This is a genomic window from Vreelandella sulfidaeris Esulfide1 (genome assembly GCF_054072535.1).
In genome coordinates this window covers 124,716-140,690 of record NZ_JBSVSF010000002.1, presented here as the reverse complement: position 1 = coordinate 140,690, position 15,975 = coordinate 124,716, and the positions used below count along the sequence as shown (strand labels likewise).

The 15,975-nt window shown below is 51.6% G+C and carries 20 protein-coding genes; 13 read left to right on the top strand and 7 right to left on the bottom strand.

Annotated elements, in window-relative coordinates; translation table 11 throughout:
• Positions 1-49 precede the first annotated feature (49 nt).
• Positions 50-1,072: a L,D-transpeptidase family protein gene (locus ACW44H_RS20455; RefSeq protein ID WP_239392762.1), complete on the top strand. Its 1,023-nt coding sequence runs from the start codon at positions 50-52 to the stop codon at positions 1,070-1,072.
• Positions 1,073-1,345: 273 nt separating this feature from the next.
• Here the strand turns inward: ACW44H_RS20455 and ACW44H_RS20450 are convergent, their stop codons facing one another.
• Positions 1,346-1,618: a hypothetical protein gene (locus tag ACW44H_RS20450; protein ID WP_127062892.1), complete on the bottom strand. Its 273-nt coding sequence runs from the start codon at positions 1,616-1,618 to the stop codon at positions 1,346-1,348.
• A gap of 432 nt (positions 1,619-2,050) precedes the next feature.
• Between ACW44H_RS20450 and ACW44H_RS20445 the strand changes: the two genes are divergently transcribed.
• Positions 2,051-3,138 (top strand): IS3 family transposase gene (locus tag ACW44H_RS20445; protein ID WP_253504891.1). Its coding sequence is split into 2 segments (ribosomal slippage): positions 2,051-2,312 and positions 2,312-3,138, totalling 1,089 coding nucleotides; the frame shifts between segments, so codons are not numbered across the junction.
• Positions 3,139-3,172: 34 nt separating this feature from the next.
• Here ACW44H_RS20445 and ACW44H_RS20440 read toward each other — a convergent pair.
• Complete coding sequence (locus tag ACW44H_RS20440; protein WP_457509114.1) at positions 3,173-3,826, bottom strand: DUF6685 family protein; 654 nt, start codon at positions 3,824-3,826, stop codon at positions 3,173-3,175.
• Between the two features lie 263 nt (positions 3,827-4,089).
• On the opposite strand from ACW44H_RS20440, the gene ACW44H_RS20435 reads away from it, so the two are divergent.
• The 3 genes from ACW44H_RS20435 to ACW44H_RS20425 all read left to right on the top strand — a co-directional run bounded on the left by ACW44H_RS20435 (position 4,090) and on the right by ACW44H_RS20425 (position 5,357).
• The gene (locus ACW44H_RS20435; RefSeq protein ID WP_052703836.1) at positions 4,090-4,446 is read left to right on the top strand and encodes a DUF192 domain-containing protein; all 357 of its coding nucleotides are present in this window, start codon (positions 4,090-4,092) and stop codon (positions 4,444-4,446) included.
• A gap of 213 nt (positions 4,447-4,659) precedes the next feature.
• A complete protein-coding gene (locus tag ACW44H_RS20430) occupies positions 4,660-4,938 on the top strand; it encodes a type II toxin-antitoxin system RelE/ParE family toxin (RefSeq protein WP_035561763.1) in 279 nt (92 codons plus the stop codon).
• Positions 4,939-5,078: 140 nt separating this feature from the next.
• The gene (locus ACW44H_RS20425) at positions 5,079-5,357 is read left to right on the top strand and encodes a HigA family addiction module antitoxin (protein WP_035561890.1); all 279 of its coding nucleotides are present in this window, start codon (positions 5,079-5,081) and stop codon (positions 5,355-5,357) included.
• Between the two features lie 95 nt (positions 5,358-5,452).
• Here the strand turns inward: ACW44H_RS20425 and ACW44H_RS20420 are convergent, their stop codons facing one another.
• Together ACW44H_RS20420 and ACW44H_RS20415 are read right to left on the bottom strand one after the other, a co-directional pair.
• Positions 5,453-6,706, bottom strand: coding sequence for an IS256 family transposase (locus ACW44H_RS20420; protein WP_113271324.1), 1,254 nt, complete (start codon positions 6,704-6,706; stop codon positions 5,453-5,455).
• Between the two features lie 655 nt (positions 6,707-7,361).
• On the bottom strand, positions 7,362-7,505 hold the full coding sequence (locus tag ACW44H_RS20415; protein WP_457509113.1) for a hypothetical protein: 144 nt from the start codon (positions 7,503-7,505) through the stop codon (positions 7,362-7,364).
• A gap of 73 nt (positions 7,506-7,578) precedes the next feature.
• On the opposite strand from ACW44H_RS20415, the gene ACW44H_RS20410 reads away from it, so the two are divergent.
• Positions 7,579-8,666, top strand: a protein-coding gene (locus tag ACW44H_RS20410; RefSeq protein WP_253504891.1) for an IS3 family transposase whose coding sequence is annotated in 2 segments (ribosomal slippage) — positions 7,579-7,840 and positions 7,840-8,666 — 1,089 coding nt in all. Because the reading frame shifts where the segments join, the coding sequence is not laid out codon by codon here.
• On the opposite strand, the gene ACW44H_RS20405 is transcribed toward ACW44H_RS20410, so the two are convergent.
• The gene (locus ACW44H_RS20405; RefSeq protein ID WP_457509112.1) at positions 8,639-9,067 is read right to left on the bottom strand and encodes a hypothetical protein; all 429 of its coding nucleotides are present in this window, start codon (positions 9,065-9,067) and stop codon (positions 8,639-8,641) included. The genes ACW44H_RS20410 and ACW44H_RS20405 overlap by 28 nt on opposite strands.
• Before the next feature lie 479 nt (positions 9,068-9,546).
• On the opposite strand from ACW44H_RS20405, the gene ACW44H_RS20400 reads away from it, so the two are divergent.
• The 7 genes from ACW44H_RS20400 to ACW44H_RS20370 all read left to right on the top strand — a co-directional run bounded on the left by ACW44H_RS20400 (position 9,547) and on the right by ACW44H_RS20370 (position 14,038).
• Positions 9,547-9,966, top strand: coding sequence for an Abi family protein (locus ACW44H_RS20400; protein ID WP_052703835.1), 420 nt, complete (start codon positions 9,547-9,549; stop codon positions 9,964-9,966).
• On the top strand, positions 9,963-10,469 hold the full coding sequence (locus ACW44H_RS20395; protein ID WP_206604591.1) for an Abi family protein: 507 nt from the start codon (positions 9,963-9,965) through the stop codon (positions 10,467-10,469). The genes ACW44H_RS20400 and ACW44H_RS20395 overlap by 4 nt, the downstream gene beginning before the upstream one ends.
• Positions 10,470-10,743: 274 nt before the next feature.
• Positions 10,744-11,649 (top strand): hypothetical protein, encoded by a 906-nt coding sequence (locus ACW44H_RS20390; RefSeq protein ID WP_035561768.1) that lies wholly within the window; start codon positions 10,744-10,746, stop codon positions 11,647-11,649.
• Positions 11,650-12,294: 645 nt separating this feature from the next.
• Positions 12,295-12,639, top strand: a complete 345-nt coding sequence (locus ACW44H_RS20385) for a hypothetical protein (RefSeq protein WP_035561771.1) — start codon at positions 12,295-12,297, stop codon at positions 12,637-12,639.
• Between the two features lie 97 nt (positions 12,640-12,736).
• Complete coding sequence (locus ACW44H_RS20380; protein WP_146779553.1) at positions 12,737-13,042, top strand: hypothetical protein; 306 nt, start codon at positions 12,737-12,739, stop codon at positions 13,040-13,042.
• 128 nt (positions 13,043-13,170) lie between these two features.
• Positions 13,171-13,479 carry a hypothetical protein gene (locus ACW44H_RS20375; RefSeq protein ID WP_035561777.1) on the top strand — a complete coding sequence of 103 codons (309 nt, stop codon included), beginning with the start codon at positions 13,171-13,173 and terminating at the stop codon, positions 13,477-13,479.
• 160 nt (positions 13,480-13,639) lie between these two features.
• Positions 13,640-14,038: a hypothetical protein gene (locus tag ACW44H_RS20370; RefSeq protein ID WP_035561780.1), complete on the top strand. Its 399-nt coding sequence runs from the start codon at positions 13,640-13,642 to the stop codon at positions 14,036-14,038.
• Between the two features lie 475 nt (positions 14,039-14,513).
• Here the strand turns inward: ACW44H_RS20370 and ACW44H_RS20365 are convergent, their stop codons facing one another.
• Together ACW44H_RS20365 and ACW44H_RS20360 are read right to left on the bottom strand one after the other, a co-directional pair.
• Positions 14,514-15,419 carry a cation diffusion facilitator family transporter gene (locus tag ACW44H_RS20365; RefSeq protein ID WP_045812307.1) on the bottom strand — a complete coding sequence of 302 codons (906 nt, stop codon included), beginning with the start codon at positions 15,417-15,419 and terminating at the stop codon, positions 14,514-14,516.
• Between the two features lie 135 nt (positions 15,420-15,554).
• Entirely contained in the window at positions 15,555-15,932 is a 378-nt protein-coding gene (locus ACW44H_RS20360) for a YkvA family protein (protein ID WP_035561783.1), read from the bottom strand.
• Between the last annotated feature and the right edge of the window lie 43 nt (positions 15,933-15,975).

Here is a 15,975-nt window from a genome sequence, read left to right as displayed (position 1 = left end):
GCTCTTGGCAAAGAACGCAGCAATACTTAAGAGACTCCTCCCATGGCCAATGCAGATCGGCTTCATCGTGAGTGTGATGGTTTCGTCTCTGGCATGGGTCCCTGTCGCCATGGCGGCACAACCTTCCACTGCCCAGGAGACGGAATGGCCTAAGGGGCATTACCCGCTACCTGAGGAAGGCAATATTATCGGAGAGGCTGACACCTTCACAGTGAAGGATTACGACGATACCTTGATAGATATTGCCAAGCGTCACAACCTTGGCTATTTGGAGATGATCCGTGCAAACCCAGAGGTCAGCATCTGGGTTCCAGGGGTGGGCACGGAAGTGACTATTCCGGGACGTTTTATTCTGCCGAATGTAGAGCGTACTGGGATCGTTATAAATATTGCCGAGCTGCGGCTTTACTACTACCCAGATGTCAAAAACGGTGAGACACCGCGTGTTGAGACCTATCCTATTGGCATTGGTCGCGAAGGGTTTGATACCCCTCTCGGTGTGACCGAGACCACCATGAACATTAAAAACCCCGCATGGTACCCGCCTGAGTCGGTAAAACGTGAAGCTGAAGCACGCGGCGAAACCGCGCCAAGTGTTGTCCCGCCCGGCCCCGATAATCCGCTGGGAGACCACGCCATTATCTTAGGCTTCGATGGCTATTTGATTCACGGTACCAACCAGCCCGATGGCATTGGCATGCGTGCAAGCCGTGGCTGTATACGCATGTTGCCTGCCGATATTGAATCAATTTTTGACCGCATACCGGCGGGCACCCAGGTCAATATCATCAACCAACCTATTAAAATCGGTTGGGACAACGGACAGCCGCTGATACAGGCATTACCTCCTTTAGGGGTGGAGGATCACACCATGACCGCTATATCAGATGCCATTTCACGCCTTGAGCAACGCAATGCAGATGGCGTTAGCTTCGATTACGAACAGCTTGGCGATTTACTAGCATTATCCAACGGGCTTATCGAACCTCTGTATCCGAAGCCGGAACCGAGTAATAAAGAAGACGACAATATCAACAGTGTTTATGAAGAACTGACACTTCATTCGTCGTGAATGTCGATAAAGACAAGGCAGAGCGTTTTTTCAGCCCTTTGGAGAACAACGGCTTGGCTACCGTCAAACCCTTAATATTCGTCGTGTGTTGTTGATTGAGCTCTTCCATCACTAGCGTAGAAAGAGCTAATGCGATCATCACAACGTTGGTAGCATCCACTTTCGGTAGCACTGAAGTGTGACGAAGAGGATCTATTCTAAGCCCCTTCCACTGGCTGGCAGGGGCTTTTCTATACCTAGGCAAAGTGATAAATATTATTTCCCTATTAAGATTCATTTATTCCAGTGTTTGTTTAGTGGCTGATGCTCTGGGTTCGCCTTATCAATTGCAGCACCGATAGCAGCATAGGCGTGTTGGTACGTCTTATAGTTTTTCTGATTGCTGTAATACACGTTAAAATCAACAAGGCTTCGCACCACTGCCAGCAGGGTTTCTGGCTCACCATCACGAGTGATAACGTCAATAGCGTCGGTCACAGATTCATCGTAAACGCGCATAGCTATCTCGGCGTGAAACGCCTCTGCGTCGTGTTTAATCTTTGCCAAGTTCATTCTCCTTATATGCGTTGCTAATCACTGTACTTTCAAAGCCCGCTAACAGCCTGGTGGTTCTACGCGCTGCCGCAATAACACCAGCTGATGTCAGCCCTGTCCAATGGATGTGCCCAGTTTTTTTCTATTGTTGTTTCGCCTGCTTGCGTAAGAGGTCGCAGAAATCGAGCCAGCCGTAAGCTCGGAATATATCGGCTACGCCCATGGCTTTGCTGTTCTCACAGGACAACAGTAAAAGGTGATGGCCATCCTGCCGCGGCGGGGGTGCTGAACAGATGGCGAATGGGATCTGCGCAGCCTCCATCCGCTTCATAAACGCTTCGTTCATTGTGTGGTGCTCTGGCTCGCAAAAGATGGTAATCCCCCCGAAAAACCAGGGTGCTCAAAAGTAGAATTTTCCGTAAGCTAAACGCAGGGAGATTCTGCATGAAAAAATCACGTTTTTCTGACAGCCAAATACTGTCAATCCTCAAGCAAGCCGAAGGCGGTGCCCCGGTTCCGGAGCTATGTCGTGAGCACGGTATGAGCAGCGCGACCTTCTATAAGTGGCGAGCTAAATTCGGTGGTATGGATGCGTCCATGATGGCACGGCTAAAAGAGCTAGAGGATGAAAACCGACGGCTCAAGAAGATGTATGCCGAGGAACGATTGAAAGCGGATATCCTCAAGGAAGCCATCGAAAAAAAGTGGTGAAGCCGTCTCGTCGCCGTGAGATGGCGCAGAAAGCCGTCATGGAAAAGCACGTCAGCATCCGCCTAGCCTGCTGGATGTTTAGCATCAGTGAAAATTGCTATCGATACCAAGCGAAGCTCCGCGGCGAGAACGATCAAATCGCCGACTGGTTGATCACGCTGACGCATAACCAGAGAAACTGGGGCTTTGGCTTGTGCTTCCTGCACCTACGTAATGTGAAAGGCTTTCGTTGGAACCATAAGCGGGTCTACCGGATTTACCGAGAGTTGGAGCTGAATCTTCGGATCAAACCGAAGAAACGGTTAATCCGCGAGAAGCCTGAACCTTTAGCGGTGCCTGAAACGATTAATGACAGCTGGTCTATGGATTTTATGCATGACCAACTGAGCGACGGTCGTCGCTACCGTCTACTGAATGTGATCGACGACTTTAACCGAGAAGGTCTTGGTATCGAAGTAGACATCTCGTTGCCTACTGAACGAGTTATCCGGGCGCTAGACCAGATCATTGAATGGCGTGGTAAGCCGCACTCTATTCGTTGTGACAACGGGCCAGAATATATCAGTGGTAAGTTATCGGCATGGGCGGAAGGTCAAGGTATTCAGCTGATGTTTATCCAGCCAGGAAAACCCCAGCAGAATGCTTATATAGAACGCTACAATCGAACGGTGCGCTATGACTGGTTAGCCCAATACCTGTTTGAAAGTACCGAAGAGGTTCAGGATTACGCCACTCGTTGGCTCTGGCACTACAATCACGAGCGCCCTAATATGGGGCTTGGAGGGATCACCCCTCAACAGAAACTGGCCGCTGTGGTCTGAACTCTACTTTTGAAACCCTCTGAAAATGGGGGGATTACCAGATGTCGAAGGCGCTGAGAATAACTTGGGCGACCTCGGTGTTCAGTTCATGCCTGGTCAAGGGAGCTTTTATGCGCAGCTCAGGATCGAGGAAGCCAGCAATCAGACAAGCTGTAGCGAAGTGATGGGCGCCACCCTGGTTGTTTAGATGGTATCCCCAGGGCCGCCAACTGAAACCTTCTACTGACTCTTCAGCGCCAGAACCGCCATGGAAGCGGAGTTCATGCCAGTTGGGCAAAGGTTCGATGCTGGCACGGTTGTTGTGAACCAATTCGCGACATTCGCCGATAGCATAGGCGTCGAGAGTGGCGTAGCCGACGAGATCGCCTTTCCCAGACGCCAGGGAGATGATGTCTCTGATCGAGCAGCTGAAGTTGTCATCGTAGGTGGTCGATGTGAGTCCAGCGGCCGCTGGATAAGGCAAGCGCTGACATTGCAGCCCCGTTCGCCCTGGTCGCCAGTAGGCAATATCGTCCCCTAAGCAAAGCGGCCATCGGTGCCATTGGATGATGCCGAGTTCGCTGGCGCTAGCTGCTGGGAGCGTTACCCGGGCTGCTAAGTGTGAAAATTCAATAGCGTGCTGCACGGCTGCTGGGCTGGCCCAGTGAGCATGGCGCAGCCAGCGGACCAGTAATGTGGTCGCCAGCATAATATGTTCCCCCAAACCCTAACCGTTACGGTCACCCTCGGCTCTATCTTGGAGTGACATTCTGATTTTATTCTGGAGCCCAGGTGATAATGTTTCAGCGTCAACAAAGGCTTGTGGGATTCGATCGGCCCACGACCCGAAAAAGTATCCGCATTTTGGCGCTTTTCTTGATTGGCACTGCTCTAATCACGGGGATGATTCTTCGACAGGCCACTGCATTTTCCTCTGGTGTTTTGCACGCTAAGGAAGGCCGATATTCGCTCATGCTTGAGGTGGCATCTACCTCGCGCCAGCGTCGCAATGGCCTAATGGAGCGTGACTCAATGGCTCCCGATGCTGGCATGCTCTTCGTCTATGATGAGGAGCAGACAACCGATCATGCTTTCTGGATGTACCAAACTCGTATACCGCTTGATATTGCCTTCCTCGACCATGACGGAGAGATCCAGTCGATCACCAGCATGGCCCCCTGCACGAGAGAAAAAGAAGCCTGTCCGCGTTATCCAGCTGGCACGCGCTTCTGGATGGCCCTGGAGGTAAACGCTGGCTACTTCAATGAGCATGGTATAGCCGCTGGAGATCGCCTAGAGGTCGACCCTTTACAGCACCCCCCCTCTTAAAACCTGTTCTACTGCAGGAATGAGAGAGAAGCACGTTAATGAGCACACCCGTTTTTTCACCTCAATCGGGGCCAATCTAGTTGGCGGAACAACTGCTCCTGTACTGTCAGCCATGCCACCTTTAAGCAGTTTCTACCTCAGCTGTCATTGACGCGTGTAGCGTTACGCGCTACACTTCGAGGGCGTTTCACAACAAGGGAGCAAAGCAATGCGATGATAAAGAAGATCAAACACAAAGGGCTTAAACGTCTTTATGAGAAGGGAGAATCCCAAGGAGTACAACCAAACCATGTAGACGATTTAAGAGACATACTTGCTGCACTGGACGCAGCCACTAAGCCAAACGATATGAATTTGCCAGGATTTGATTTTCATAGTTTGAAGGGTGATAGAAAAGGCTTTTTTTCGGTGCATGTAAACGGTAATTGGGTAGTGATATTTACGTTTGATGGGGAAGATGTACACCTTGTTGACTATTTAGACTACCACTAACCCCGGCGTTCCTTGATAACCGGCTCGGTACGGTTATCAAGGGCCACCGAGAAAGATGGCCTCGCAGACGTAGCCATGAATGCAACACCTCAAATATGCGATACACAATTTGTGTAGAGAGAGAGAACTGAAACATGACCATGATGAACCCGCCGCACCCAGGTAGCTTATTGCGCCGTCGGATCGTGCCAGCGCTGGGGCTGAACGTCACTGAATTTTCCAAAAAGTTAGGCATGTCTCGTGCAGCAGTTTCACGCGTATTACATGAGCATGCCGCTATTTCCCCCGATTTGGCCGTTAAGTTAGAGCATGGCGGAATTGGCAATGCCAAGCACTGGCTAACGATGCAGGCAAACTATGAGCTATGGCACGCCGAGCATAAAGAACAGAACCATATTGAAAGATTTGCAGCTGTTTGAATTAGTAAGATATTAATTCGGAAAAACCCAACGTACCGCGACGTTGGGTTTTTTGTATCCAATTAGGAGTTATAGTCAAATCTGGTGGATGGCGGTCAGGCGGCAGTCCTGTCTGACTGATCGGTTACTTGCTCTCCATCCTGGAACCGGACGTTGTTCACGACCAGTTCCAGCTTGCTGAACCCCTTGATGCGCTTCCAGCGCTTCTCGGCGCTCTGGAGCAGCTTGAAGACCATCGCCAGGGTCGTCGCTCTGGAGCCGCAGTTCCGGCTGCGCTTGCTCCGCAGGCGGACCGTGGCGAAGGTCGACTCAATCGGGTTGGTGGTGCGGATATGCACCCAGTGCTCTGCCGGGTAGTCGTAGAACGCCAGCAGTTCCTCCCGATCCTTGGCCAGGCACGCCATCGCCTTGGGGTACTTGGCCTCGAAGCGTTTCAGCGTGCGATCGAAGGCCTTGTGCGCCTCGTCGCGGGTCTCGGCCATCCAGATGTCATGCAGGTCGGCCTTGACCTTGGGCTGTACTGACTTTGGCAGCTTGTTCAGCACGTTAGCCGTCTTGTGAACCCAGCAGCGCTGATGGTCGGTCTCCGGGTAAATCTTGCTCAGGGCCGCCCAGAACCCCATGGCGCCGTCGCCCACCGCCAGCTTGGGAGCCTGGGTCAGGCCGCGTTCTCGCAGGCCTGTCAGCAGGGTCTTCCAGCTGTCCGCCGACTCGCGGAAGCCGTCCTCGACGGCCACCAACTCCTTGCGGCCCTGCTCGGTGACCCCGATGATCACCAGCAGGCACAGGCGGTCATCCATGCGCACGTTGCTGTACACCCCGTCGGCCCACCAGTAGACGTAGCGACGGTCTGACAGGTCCCGCTTTCGCCACTCGGTATGCTCGTCCTCCCACTGCTTCTTGAGCCGTGACACAGTGTTGGCCGACAGACCCTTGGCCTGGTCGCCCAGCAGTGCCGCCAGCGCCTCCTGGTAGTCGCCAGTGGAGATCCCCTTCAGGTAGAGCCAAGGGATCAACTCCTCGATGCTGCGGGCTCGCTTCAGATAGGGCGGCAGCAGGCTGCTGTTGAAGCGAGCGCCACCGCCACTGCGGTCACGCACCTTGGGCACCTGCACGCTGACATCCCCGATCCCGGTCTGGACCGTGCGCTCGGGCAGGTAGCCGTTGCGGACCACGGCCTGGCGTCCATCGTCGAGCCGCTGATCGGCATACTGCGCCAGAAAGGTGGCCAACTCGGCCTCGACGGCCTTGGCGATCAGGTCACGGGCACCTTGGCGCAGCAGCTCGTGCAGCGGGTCAGCGACCTGGGGTTCTGGTTGTGAAAGAGTCCGGAGGGTAGAATCGGCCATGGCGTATCCACTCGTGTTGGTTGAGATCTTGGTCGTGATCAATCAACAGGATACGCCACCCTTCCTACCTCCTCCCATACACCAGACTTGAGCTTAACTCTCCAATTAGCCTCGCTAATTGAGACGCAAAAACCCGGCTTATTGCCGGGTATCAAGGTTTAAATATTGGCCATTATGAAAAATCTGCTTACCCATTCATGCGAACGTAGCAGGTAATAGCACCTAATTAGAGGTCGTCTTCTTCCTCTACATATTTTGGCACGCAGTCATTACAAAGCAATAATTGGCGTTCCTGGCCGAACACCACAGCTGGTATATTGTGAACTGCTTCTCGCGCGCATGGCGTCTCATCATCCTTCATGCCTTCGCACTCAATCACGGTGCTACCTCATCGGTTTTTTGTCTGACTAGAATTAACCAGCAGCTTCGCTAAAAGCCCTACTCCTATTAAACCACTAGGCCTGCATTTCGACACCCGTCGACATAGGTGTTATCTATATTCTTTTAACAGGTTAAAAAAACGTCGTATAGGGCCGGACTTTTGGTGTTTGATGTTGTGTCATGCCATCTGGATGTAGAGAAACCCGGCTGGCAATTCTTCGCAGCGTGTTACTTCTTATTCACGCGGTGGTAAATTTCTTCCTCTAAGACGAGCTTAAACGCTATCTCCTTCTGCTTCAAATTCATCCCACAAGCATTCTGGCAGCGATGCAGCGTCCAGATCGAGTTGGCCCGGCTGAGCGCCGTATTCTATTTCATTGACGATATGGGGTTCGCGCTGGATAAATAACGTGGCCATAGGGTAATCCCCCCGAAAAACCAGGGTGCTCAAAAGTAGAATTTTCCGTAAGCTAAACGCAGGGAGATTCTGCATGAAAAAATCACGTTTTTCTGACAGCCAAATACTGTCAATCCTCAAGCAAGCCGAAGGCGGTGCCCCGGTTCCGGAGCTATGTCGTGAGCACGGTATGAGCAGCGCGACCTTCTATAAGTGGCGAGCTAAATTCGGTGGTATGGATGCGTCCATGATGGCACGGCTAAAAGAGCTAGAGGATGAAAACCGACGGCTCAAGAAGATGTATGCCGAGGAACGATTGAAAGCGGATATCCTCAAGGAAGCCATCGAAAAAAAGTGGTGAAGCCGTCTCGTCGCCGTGAGATGGCGCAGAAAGCCGTCATGGAAAAGCACGTCAGCATCCGCCTAGCCTGCTGGATGTTTAGCATCAGTGAAAATTGCTATCGATACCAAGCGAAGCTCCGCGGCGAGAACGATCAAATCGCCGACTGGTTGATCACGCTGACGCATAACCAGAGAAACTGGGGCTTTGGCTTGTGCTTCCTGCACCTACGTAATGTGAAAGGCTTTCGTTGGAACCATAAGCGGGTCTACCGGATTTACCGAGAGTTGGAGCTGAATCTTCGGATCAAACCGAAGAAACGGTTAATCCGCGAGAAGCCTGAACCTTTAGCGGTGCCTGAAACGATTAATGACAGCTGGTCTATGGATTTTATGCATGACCAACTGAGCGACGGTCGTCGCTACCGTCTACTGAATGTGATCGACGACTTTAACCGAGAAGGTCTTGGTATCGAAGTAGACATCTCGTTGCCTACTGAACGAGTTATCCGGGCGCTAGACCAGATCATTGAATGGCGTGGTAAGCCGCACTCTATTCGTTGTGACAACGGGCCAGAATATATCAGTGGTAAGTTATCGGCATGGGCGGAAGGTCAAGGTATTCAGCTGATGTTTATCCAGCCAGGAAAACCCCAGCAGAATGCTTATATAGAACGCTACAATCGAACGGTGCGCTATGACTGGTTAGCCCAATACCTGTTTGAAAGTACCGAAGAGGTTCAGGATTACGCCACTCGTTGGCTCTGGCACTACAATCACGAGCGCCCTAATATGGGGCTTGGAGGGATCACCCCTCAACAGAAACTGGCCGCTGTGGTCTGAACTCTACTTTTGAAACCCTCTGAAAATGGGGGGATTACCATAGTGTTGAGCTTTTCGACTTCACGCTCTTTCTGGTAGAGCCTAATTTCATCTAGCGCCGGGCCTTCTGGCCAGGACTCTTTTCCTTCCATTCGACGTTTTGCCGTGTCAATCAGCTCGCCGAAAGCGCCCAAAGCCCCTGCTGCTGAACGATGCCCGTACTCATCGGCCGCCAAGATTAAATCTTGCTCTTCATAATCGCGCACAGCCACGCGAAAACTAACGCCATCACAATGCAAGACCGCGTAAGGCATGACACTGCTTTCGGCATCAATCCATTCGGCAATACCTCGTATAGTTGCTTCACGGTCAAAAATGCGTCGTGGGTAATCGTCCCAGCCATCGATAGCGTCGAGAATCATGCTTCCCCCTGTGGATGCTTATAAAGTTTACTAAGATAATGTCCAGTCGCTTTTCTATATTCATCTTGGTGTATAGGTAAAGTACTTCCAACCAAACATGTGAAATTCGATGAATTTTATACAGGCTATACGTTGGATTCCGGTGCAACATTCCCCCTATAGCTGCCTTTTACTCCTCAGACAAAACGTACAACTGCAAGTAGGCTAGTCCTGGCCAAGGTTCATCCTGGGCCGAGCACCCATTACGGATAAGAAACAGCTTAGATTGGCATGGGCACAGTAGAAGTCTACTACTGCAAGTGGACTTGTATCAGCCAAGGTTCCCCCTGGGACGGGTACCCATTCAAGATAGGAAACAGTCTAGATTGACACGAGAACAGTAGAAGCCTACTATTTAAGATAAGAATAACCCCCACGCCTCACAGGATTCGTCCTGACTGCGCACCAGGGGGTTAGTTTTTTTAGTGGTAAAAGAATGTATGGGGCCACAACTGCAACCACAACTAAACTTCACAAAACCCGCAAAATCCTCTTACGCCCACCTTCGTCATCTTCGCGCCAAGGGCCTCATCACCAAAGGTCAGCAATCACAAGCACTTAATGTCCTTCAGTTTGTCGGGTATTACCAGCTGCTCATTTATACGCGGCCGCTGCAGGATGATCAAAAACGTTTTTATCCGGGTGTAAGGTTTGACGATATTCTTGCGCTTTACGAGTTCGATCGTAGTCTTCGGCTAGTGCTCCTTGACGCTATTGAACAAGTAGAAGTCGCGTTCAGATCCGCCATAGTTAACGCTATGGCCAATGACAAAGACTGCGGCCCCCACTTCTATCTCAAAACCAAACATTTCAAGGACATGGAAGCGCACCGCAATTTCATGAAGAACGTCTTGGATTGAGACTTACCAACCCCATTAAGCACTATTACCACACTTACCATACGCCGCCTTATCCGCCGATCTGGACAATCTTGGAGGAGTTAAGCATTGGCCAAATGTCGCGGTTGCTTGCCAGTCTTGATCGCGAACATCGGAGGCGAGTGGCTACACAGTTTGGCTACGATGAAAAGGTCATTGTGTCGTGGCTCAAAAGCACAACCATGCTGCGTAATAATTGTGCCCACCATAGCAGGGTCTGGAATAATAATGTCGGCGCTGACAGCCCTCAAAGCGCGAATGCTATCCACTCCGAGTTTCCAGGCAACCCTGATCAAGGATTTTTCTTTTCCCGGACCGTCGCGCTCCAAGCACTTTTGAAAGCGATCGATCCATCAACAACTTGGCAGGATCGCTTCAAGACAGTTATGAGAACATTGCCAGTTGCGACGCTCTCAAAAGCCGGCATCACACCTCAGTCAATAGGGATTCCCTTTCAGTGGGAAACACGACCGTACTGGAACTGAATACAACCCGAAGCTAATTTTCAGAGAGTATCCTGAAACACCTTATTATCCAGGGAAAGGTACGATGTTACGCTGCCTGGGAGTTGCAGAATACGAGGCCTTGGCGAAAGTAGCCGGTCGTTTGCGCCTCACTTGGATCGAAGTCCCTGTTGAAATGGAGGGTAGCTGGGCAAGACTGACTGTCTGAATCGCCAAACTGTTGCCAATCTAAGTGAGTTAGGTGCCACATCCAGCTGATTTAAGTTTAAACAGTAGCTTGTAATAGGCCCTACCAATGATCACTAACATTAATGAGTACGAGGCAGAGACTGCCTTTGAACGTTTTGCTCTTGACCGGTATTTACCTCTGACAGCCCAGACATCTGGAAGCTACATCGATATACGTCCCCTAATTGATGGAGGAAAAAACGTTATACAGAACGGGGCGAGCCACATTCAAGCCAATCGAGAGGACAGCCTACGTGCAGCTTTCTTGCCATTGGCGTTTGGAGCAGCCTGGAAGGTGCTTGATCTTACGATCGAGCTTGCGCTGGCGGAACAAGGTATAAAACCTCAGCGGGAAGCTAAGCTCTGGCCAATTAAGGAAAAGGCTCGTCTCGCAATGAGCGGTACGCTGAATGGCGTGATCCTAACCGAGGAAACCTGCACCTGGGAAGGAATGCTGACTTGTTACGTGTCTACAATAGAGTATCGCCATAGCCTGATTCATCGACAAGCTCAGTTTGTGGAAACCCCCCTCACCTTATCGGGCTATGGTAGAGACGGTATGCCTCTTCCACCGCTAGATGAAGCTACGCTTAGAGCCTTAATCGCGTTATCACAACTCATCGGGGAAGGGATCATCAACAACGGGCTGAATCGTCGTCGTCTCGACAACGTGAATTTTCTATTGAATAGATTATTGTGCTTCGGGGTTAACTCAGTACCGAAAGGCGTCAGGATGAAGCCTATCGAATATTATTGGATGAAACTTCGACGAAACCCTCATGGCCAATGGGTGGCCCCCTTCTCGGTCGTTCGAGAGCAGATGCGATGCAGAAGACAGATAGGACACATTGACGTTCGCATCGACTTACCGGGAGAAAGCGGTCGCCAGCTTGTCGGTCAGTGCGAGGAGCTACCGGACAGGGATGTCACAATCGATTTCAACCAACCCCCAAGCTACCTAGCTTATCAGTAATGCTGCCTAGACAAGATAGATAAAGGAGAAGTGCTGAAATAGACATTTTACTCAGGCGGGCGCCGCTGGGGCCGCGCCATGGTGGGCACTGCGATTACCGATCGCGAGACATTGAAGCGATACCTTCGGGCGCTCACCGCCTGTGAAATTGATTCTACTAACGGCAGCTCGAAATAAGATCATGGCCGCCAAATCCTGCCTATCCAGCCTTCCCTCAACTGAGCGAGATTGTCGGTTGGGGATTATTTTTTCCGATATTAACTTCCCAGATGTCACCCATGTCCCTATCTTATTGGCGAGGCCGTTCATTGAACGGTATGGGAAACGGAAATTGCTAATCACGATGACCTCTAAGGTTGATTGTCAGGTTGTTTCGACAAGGCCCGCGGGCTTTTCGGCTATCACGCAAGGGCGCTTACGTCAGCAGTCCTGATAATAACCTCCTTGAGGAATCCCTGTGGCATTTCGCTCCAGGTAAAGCTGTCTTGCACAGCAAATCTGCAGCTTTCAGCTGATCAGATTCAAGGTTTTTACCTTCAAGCCCCTTCTAGTTCGCTAGTTGGGGCTTTCTCATTCTGTGTCATTGCCATCCCTAACTCCCTATAACCAGCCATTCATGAGCCTGGGGACAATAGGGGGGATCGCATGCAGCAACGTGTTGAGCAGGTGGATCAGGCCGGCGAGACGCTGGTGACACACTATCTGGATAATCCTTTTTCTCGGTCGTCCGTCATTGGCGAGGCTTGTATTCGCCTGTCATGGGATTGCTCCCATCCTAAGTACCCCCAACGCGAAACCCTGTTGCGATATGTCGCTGCCGCACAAGCCCTGGTGATCGATACCCAGCAGCACATCAATCGCCTGGCTTCACGAAAGCGATCTCGCTCCGCGGCCGTCGAGTATGCGATGAGGATTCACCTCGCAGGACGAGTTCGCGAGCAAGCCCTCCATGCCCTAACCAACCGGAATGAGATAACCAATGATCACTAGCATCGAATATACAAGTCGACGTGACATCGAGCGCCGGCAAGCAAGCGCCGATACTGTAGTCCTGTCCATTCGAGGGCTTGACGAGCGTTCAACTCGCTTGGCAAAGGGGGGGGATGATGTTCTCTTAATGCAGTTTGATGATGTCGTTCCCGGTGAAGGCTTCGGCTGCGAAGAACCCATGACGCTCGAGGATGCACAGAGAATTTCTGGGTGGATTCGCCAGTGGTCCAGCGATCGCAGGCCGGTGAAGCTGGTCATTCACTGCACTGCCGGGGTGAGCCGGTCTGCTGCTGTGGCTCTATGGGCTGGCGCCTCACTCAATCGACCTGCCCAGGGAGTCGAAGGTGATGGTAGGGATGCGAATCCGCACGTTCGGTCAATGCTCGACCGGGCGGCTGCGTGAAACGTCCATGTTTTATACTGTAGCCTATCGACTGGTTGCGGCCATCTAGCACTCAAGGCCTCCAAGGGTCACTCTGCGCCCTACCAATGATGAGTCCTGCAACGGGCAGGAATGACTAAGGAGACCGTATGAAAGAGTTCGAGGGCTGCTTCAAGGGTTACATGCTCAACAGCAGTATGGATGGGATGAGCCTCCCAGCAGGGGCCACTGAGCAGATTTATATCGGGTTGTACCATATCGATGGTGGGACAGCCGGGGAGTTCTGCATTCAGTGGGGTAATCACTCCCCTTTATTGCATGTTTATCAGGATGATTGGAAAGCCCTGTACTCTATGCAAGATGTGCTGAATTTACTGGCTGAACTGGATGGCAAAGAGATAACTCCAGAAAAGTTTATTAAGAAACTTAAAGCCTTAGGGTTTCGAGAGAACCTGTAGTTTCATTGAGGCTTAACGAGATTTTATTTCATCCTGAAGGCCCCTCAAGATCGAGGGGCCTTTTTCATTGCGCTGCACAGAGCCTCACCAGTTGTGTCAGTGGAGTCCCTATCTCTTCTTGAGACCTGCAATTCAGCAGGAATGAGAGAGAGGAACGATCATGGAACTTAATAAATTTGACGGCTTTGCAATCTGTGGTGACACCGTTACAGGTACGAATGGCCACTTAACCGTCACACTGATGCTCGACAATGATCCAGTGGTGACCCCGGACTTCTTCGATAGGTACTCAGATTCCGATAAGGAAGCTTTTGCTGAGCATAAGTGGTTCTTCGGTATGCTGTCCGCCAAGGTCGAAGTAAAGATAGGTAGCCAACCCGTGCTTTTGAGCGATGTTGAATTCGCAAGAAGTGGGGTTGAGGTCAATAGGGACGATAATAATGCCCGTCTTAACGCTAGTGCTTTTGAGCTGGCTCAGAATGCACTGGCTCGCGGCATCGAGCTTCTTGAAGGGATCGATACCGCCGCTGATAACATTCCAAAGCTCGAAATGTTCTGATGAGCTTTTCCTAGACCCCTCTCTTTTGAGGGGTCTTTCTCTTCACGCTGAACAAAGCATTTCTCACATCTTTAATTGCTGCTGTGCAACGTTCCCCCTCAGCCTCAGCCGCCAGGCAGGGCTGTTTCTAGGGGCTGACTGTGCAATATCCCCCCCTGCCCAACAACGTCATTAGCAAGGCGCTGGTGTCATTTTCAACAATTGCTGCGACTAAACAATAATTGCTGCGACAATCTCTATGTTGAGTTTATATAGAGCGCGCCCTTGTGACCGTTTCTCTGAAACAATGCAAGCCGCACGTTGGAAAGCACTTGGCGTTGCCAAAAGTGTTGATACGGACGCTCCTGAGCGGCTCAGGAGCAGGACTCCCCAAGGGGGGCGTACATTCCCAGATAGAGATAATGGGTATCAAGTGGCGCTATAGTTATTGATGCTGCTACGTGCAGCCTCGGCGGGACCTTCTGCCGGTTGTCTCCTAATTCACCTTACCAGCCCCACAATAAGGATCGGCATCACAAACATGGCGGATAGCGGCATCTTCGGGTTGTAGGGTGCTGTGCGCAATATCGAAGCGCTCCCGCAATATCGTTTGCAGCTGCGGCAGTATCTCTTCCCATCGCTCCATCGCTTCCACATCGATATGTGCCACTAGAGCCTGGCTGTTTGATGACAGGCTCCAAATATGCATGTCATGGATAGCGCAGACACCGTCGACCCGGACTAGAGCGCAGCCGACTTCATGCGCATCAATTCCTTTTGGCACGCCTTCCATCAAGACATGCGTCACCTCACGCAGTAGCCGAATGGCGGACACCAGTATCAATAGGCTGACGAAAAGAGACAGGATCGGATCCGCAATGGGCGGCCCGTCCAGATAAATGACCGCCCCAGCAACCAGCGCAGCTACCGAGCCCAATAAGTCTCCCATTACGTGCAGAAGCGCTCCGCGGACGTTTATAGTTTGCTCTCCACGCATCAGCACCCAAGCCACTACGATATTCACCAGCAAACCGAGCCCGCCTATCGCCAAAACCATGCCTCCGGCAACGGCGGGTGTATCTGCCATGCGGCGGATCGCCTCGTAAGCGATGAATACGATCACCCCGAACATAAACAGCACGTTAAACAGAGCGCCGAGGATTTCAGCACGCTTGAGTCCAAAGGAGTGCTGACGCGATGCTGGCTTCTTGGCCAGCCAAGCAGCGAAGGCACCAATCCCTAGCGACAATGAATCGGTTAGCATGTGGCCTGCGTCCGACAACAGGGCAAGCGAATCAGCTATCAGGCCACCGAACACTTCGACAGCTGCAAAACCTGTAGTGAAGACCAGTGCGAACAACAAGGTCTTGCCGCCACTATGGCTATGATCGTGGTCTGACATTTATGTCTCCTTCGTTATTAGCCCACGAGACTTCCCGCGAGCCACCCCTACCCTCTATCAGGCCATTGGGTCGACAGGTTTTTTCCGCGCTAATATAAGGCAGGTTGTACCTGCCACATTACGTATTGGATATATTCATAGGAGCATTCTTGCCAAGAAGGTGGCGAAGAAGAACCAGATAGCGATAAACACGCCAGCAGCTATGCGGCTTACCGGGCGTTCAGAGGCTGCGTCAGCGGTTGCTCGGTGCTCGTTCATGACCTCTGGTGGTGTAAGCTTCACCACCAACAATATCCCGAGTGGGACAATGATGATGTCGTCCACGTAGCCGAGTACGGGGATGAAGTCGGGGATCAAGTCGATAGGTGAGACGGCATAGGCTGCGACAATCATTGCCAACACCTCTGCAAACCATGGGGTACGTGGATCGCGAGCGGCAAGCCAGACGGCGTGTACATCCCGTTTGATCGTGCGAGCCCATTGTTTAGCGTTCGAGATTAGTTCTGTTGTCATCAGGGACTTTCTCTACTCAGTACTCGTACCAACAAGAAGCAAG

What these genes read in the sequence shown, in the direction of transcription:
- ACW44H_RS20430 (WP_035561763.1), top strand. Translation starts at nt 4,660, where the DNA reads ATGATAAAGAAGATCAAACACAAAGGGCTTAAACGTCTTTATGAGAAG.
- ACW44H_RS20390 (WP_035561768.1), top strand. Translation starts at nt 10,744, where the DNA reads ATGATCACTAACATTAATGAGTACGAGGCAGAGACTGCCTTTGAACGT.
- ACW44H_RS20400 (WP_052703835.1), top strand. Translation starts at nt 9,547, where the DNA reads ATGGGGCCACAACTGCAACCACAACTAAACTTCACAAAACCCGCAAAA.
- ACW44H_RS20440 (WP_457509114.1), bottom strand. Translation starts at nt 3,826, where the DNA reads ATGCTGGCGACCACATTACTGGTCCGCTGGCTGCGCCATGCTCACTGG.
- ACW44H_RS20425 (WP_035561890.1), top strand. Translation starts at nt 5,079, where the DNA reads ATGATGAACCCGCCGCACCCAGGTAGCTTATTGCGCCGTCGGATCGTG.
- ACW44H_RS20365 (WP_045812307.1), bottom strand. Translation starts at nt 15,419, where the DNA reads ATGTCAGACCACGATCATAGCCATAGTGGCGGCAAGACCTTGTTGTTC.
- ACW44H_RS20455 (WP_239392762.1), top strand. Translation starts at nt 50, where the DNA reads ATGCAGATCGGCTTCATCGTGAGTGTGATGGTTTCGTCTCTGGCATGG.
- ACW44H_RS20405 (WP_457509112.1), bottom strand. Translation starts at nt 9,067, where the DNA reads ATGATTCTCGACGCTATCGATGGCTGGGACGATTACCCACGACGCATT.
- ACW44H_RS20385 (WP_035561771.1), top strand. Translation starts at nt 12,295, where the DNA reads ATGCAGCAACGTGTTGAGCAGGTGGATCAGGCCGGCGAGACGCTGGTG.
- ACW44H_RS20420 (WP_113271324.1), bottom strand. Translation starts at nt 6,706, where the DNA reads ATGGCCGATTCTACCCTCCGGACTCTTTCACAACCAGAACCCCAGGTC.
- ACW44H_RS20370 (WP_035561780.1), top strand. Translation starts at nt 13,640, where the DNA reads ATGGAACTTAATAAATTTGACGGCTTTGCAATCTGTGGTGACACCGTT.
- ACW44H_RS20435 (WP_052703836.1), top strand. Translation starts at nt 4,090, where the DNA reads ATGCTTGAGGTGGCATCTACCTCGCGCCAGCGTCGCAATGGCCTAATG.
- ACW44H_RS20415 (WP_457509113.1), bottom strand. Translation starts at nt 7,505, where the DNA reads ATGGCCACGTTATTTATCCAGCGCGAACCCCATATCGTCAATGAAATA.
- ACW44H_RS20375 (WP_035561777.1), top strand. Translation starts at nt 13,171, where the DNA reads ATGAAAGAGTTCGAGGGCTGCTTCAAGGGTTACATGCTCAACAGCAGT.
- ACW44H_RS20360 (WP_035561783.1), bottom strand. Translation starts at nt 15,932, where the DNA reads ATGACAACAGAACTAATCTCGAACGCTAAACAATGGGCTCGCACGATC.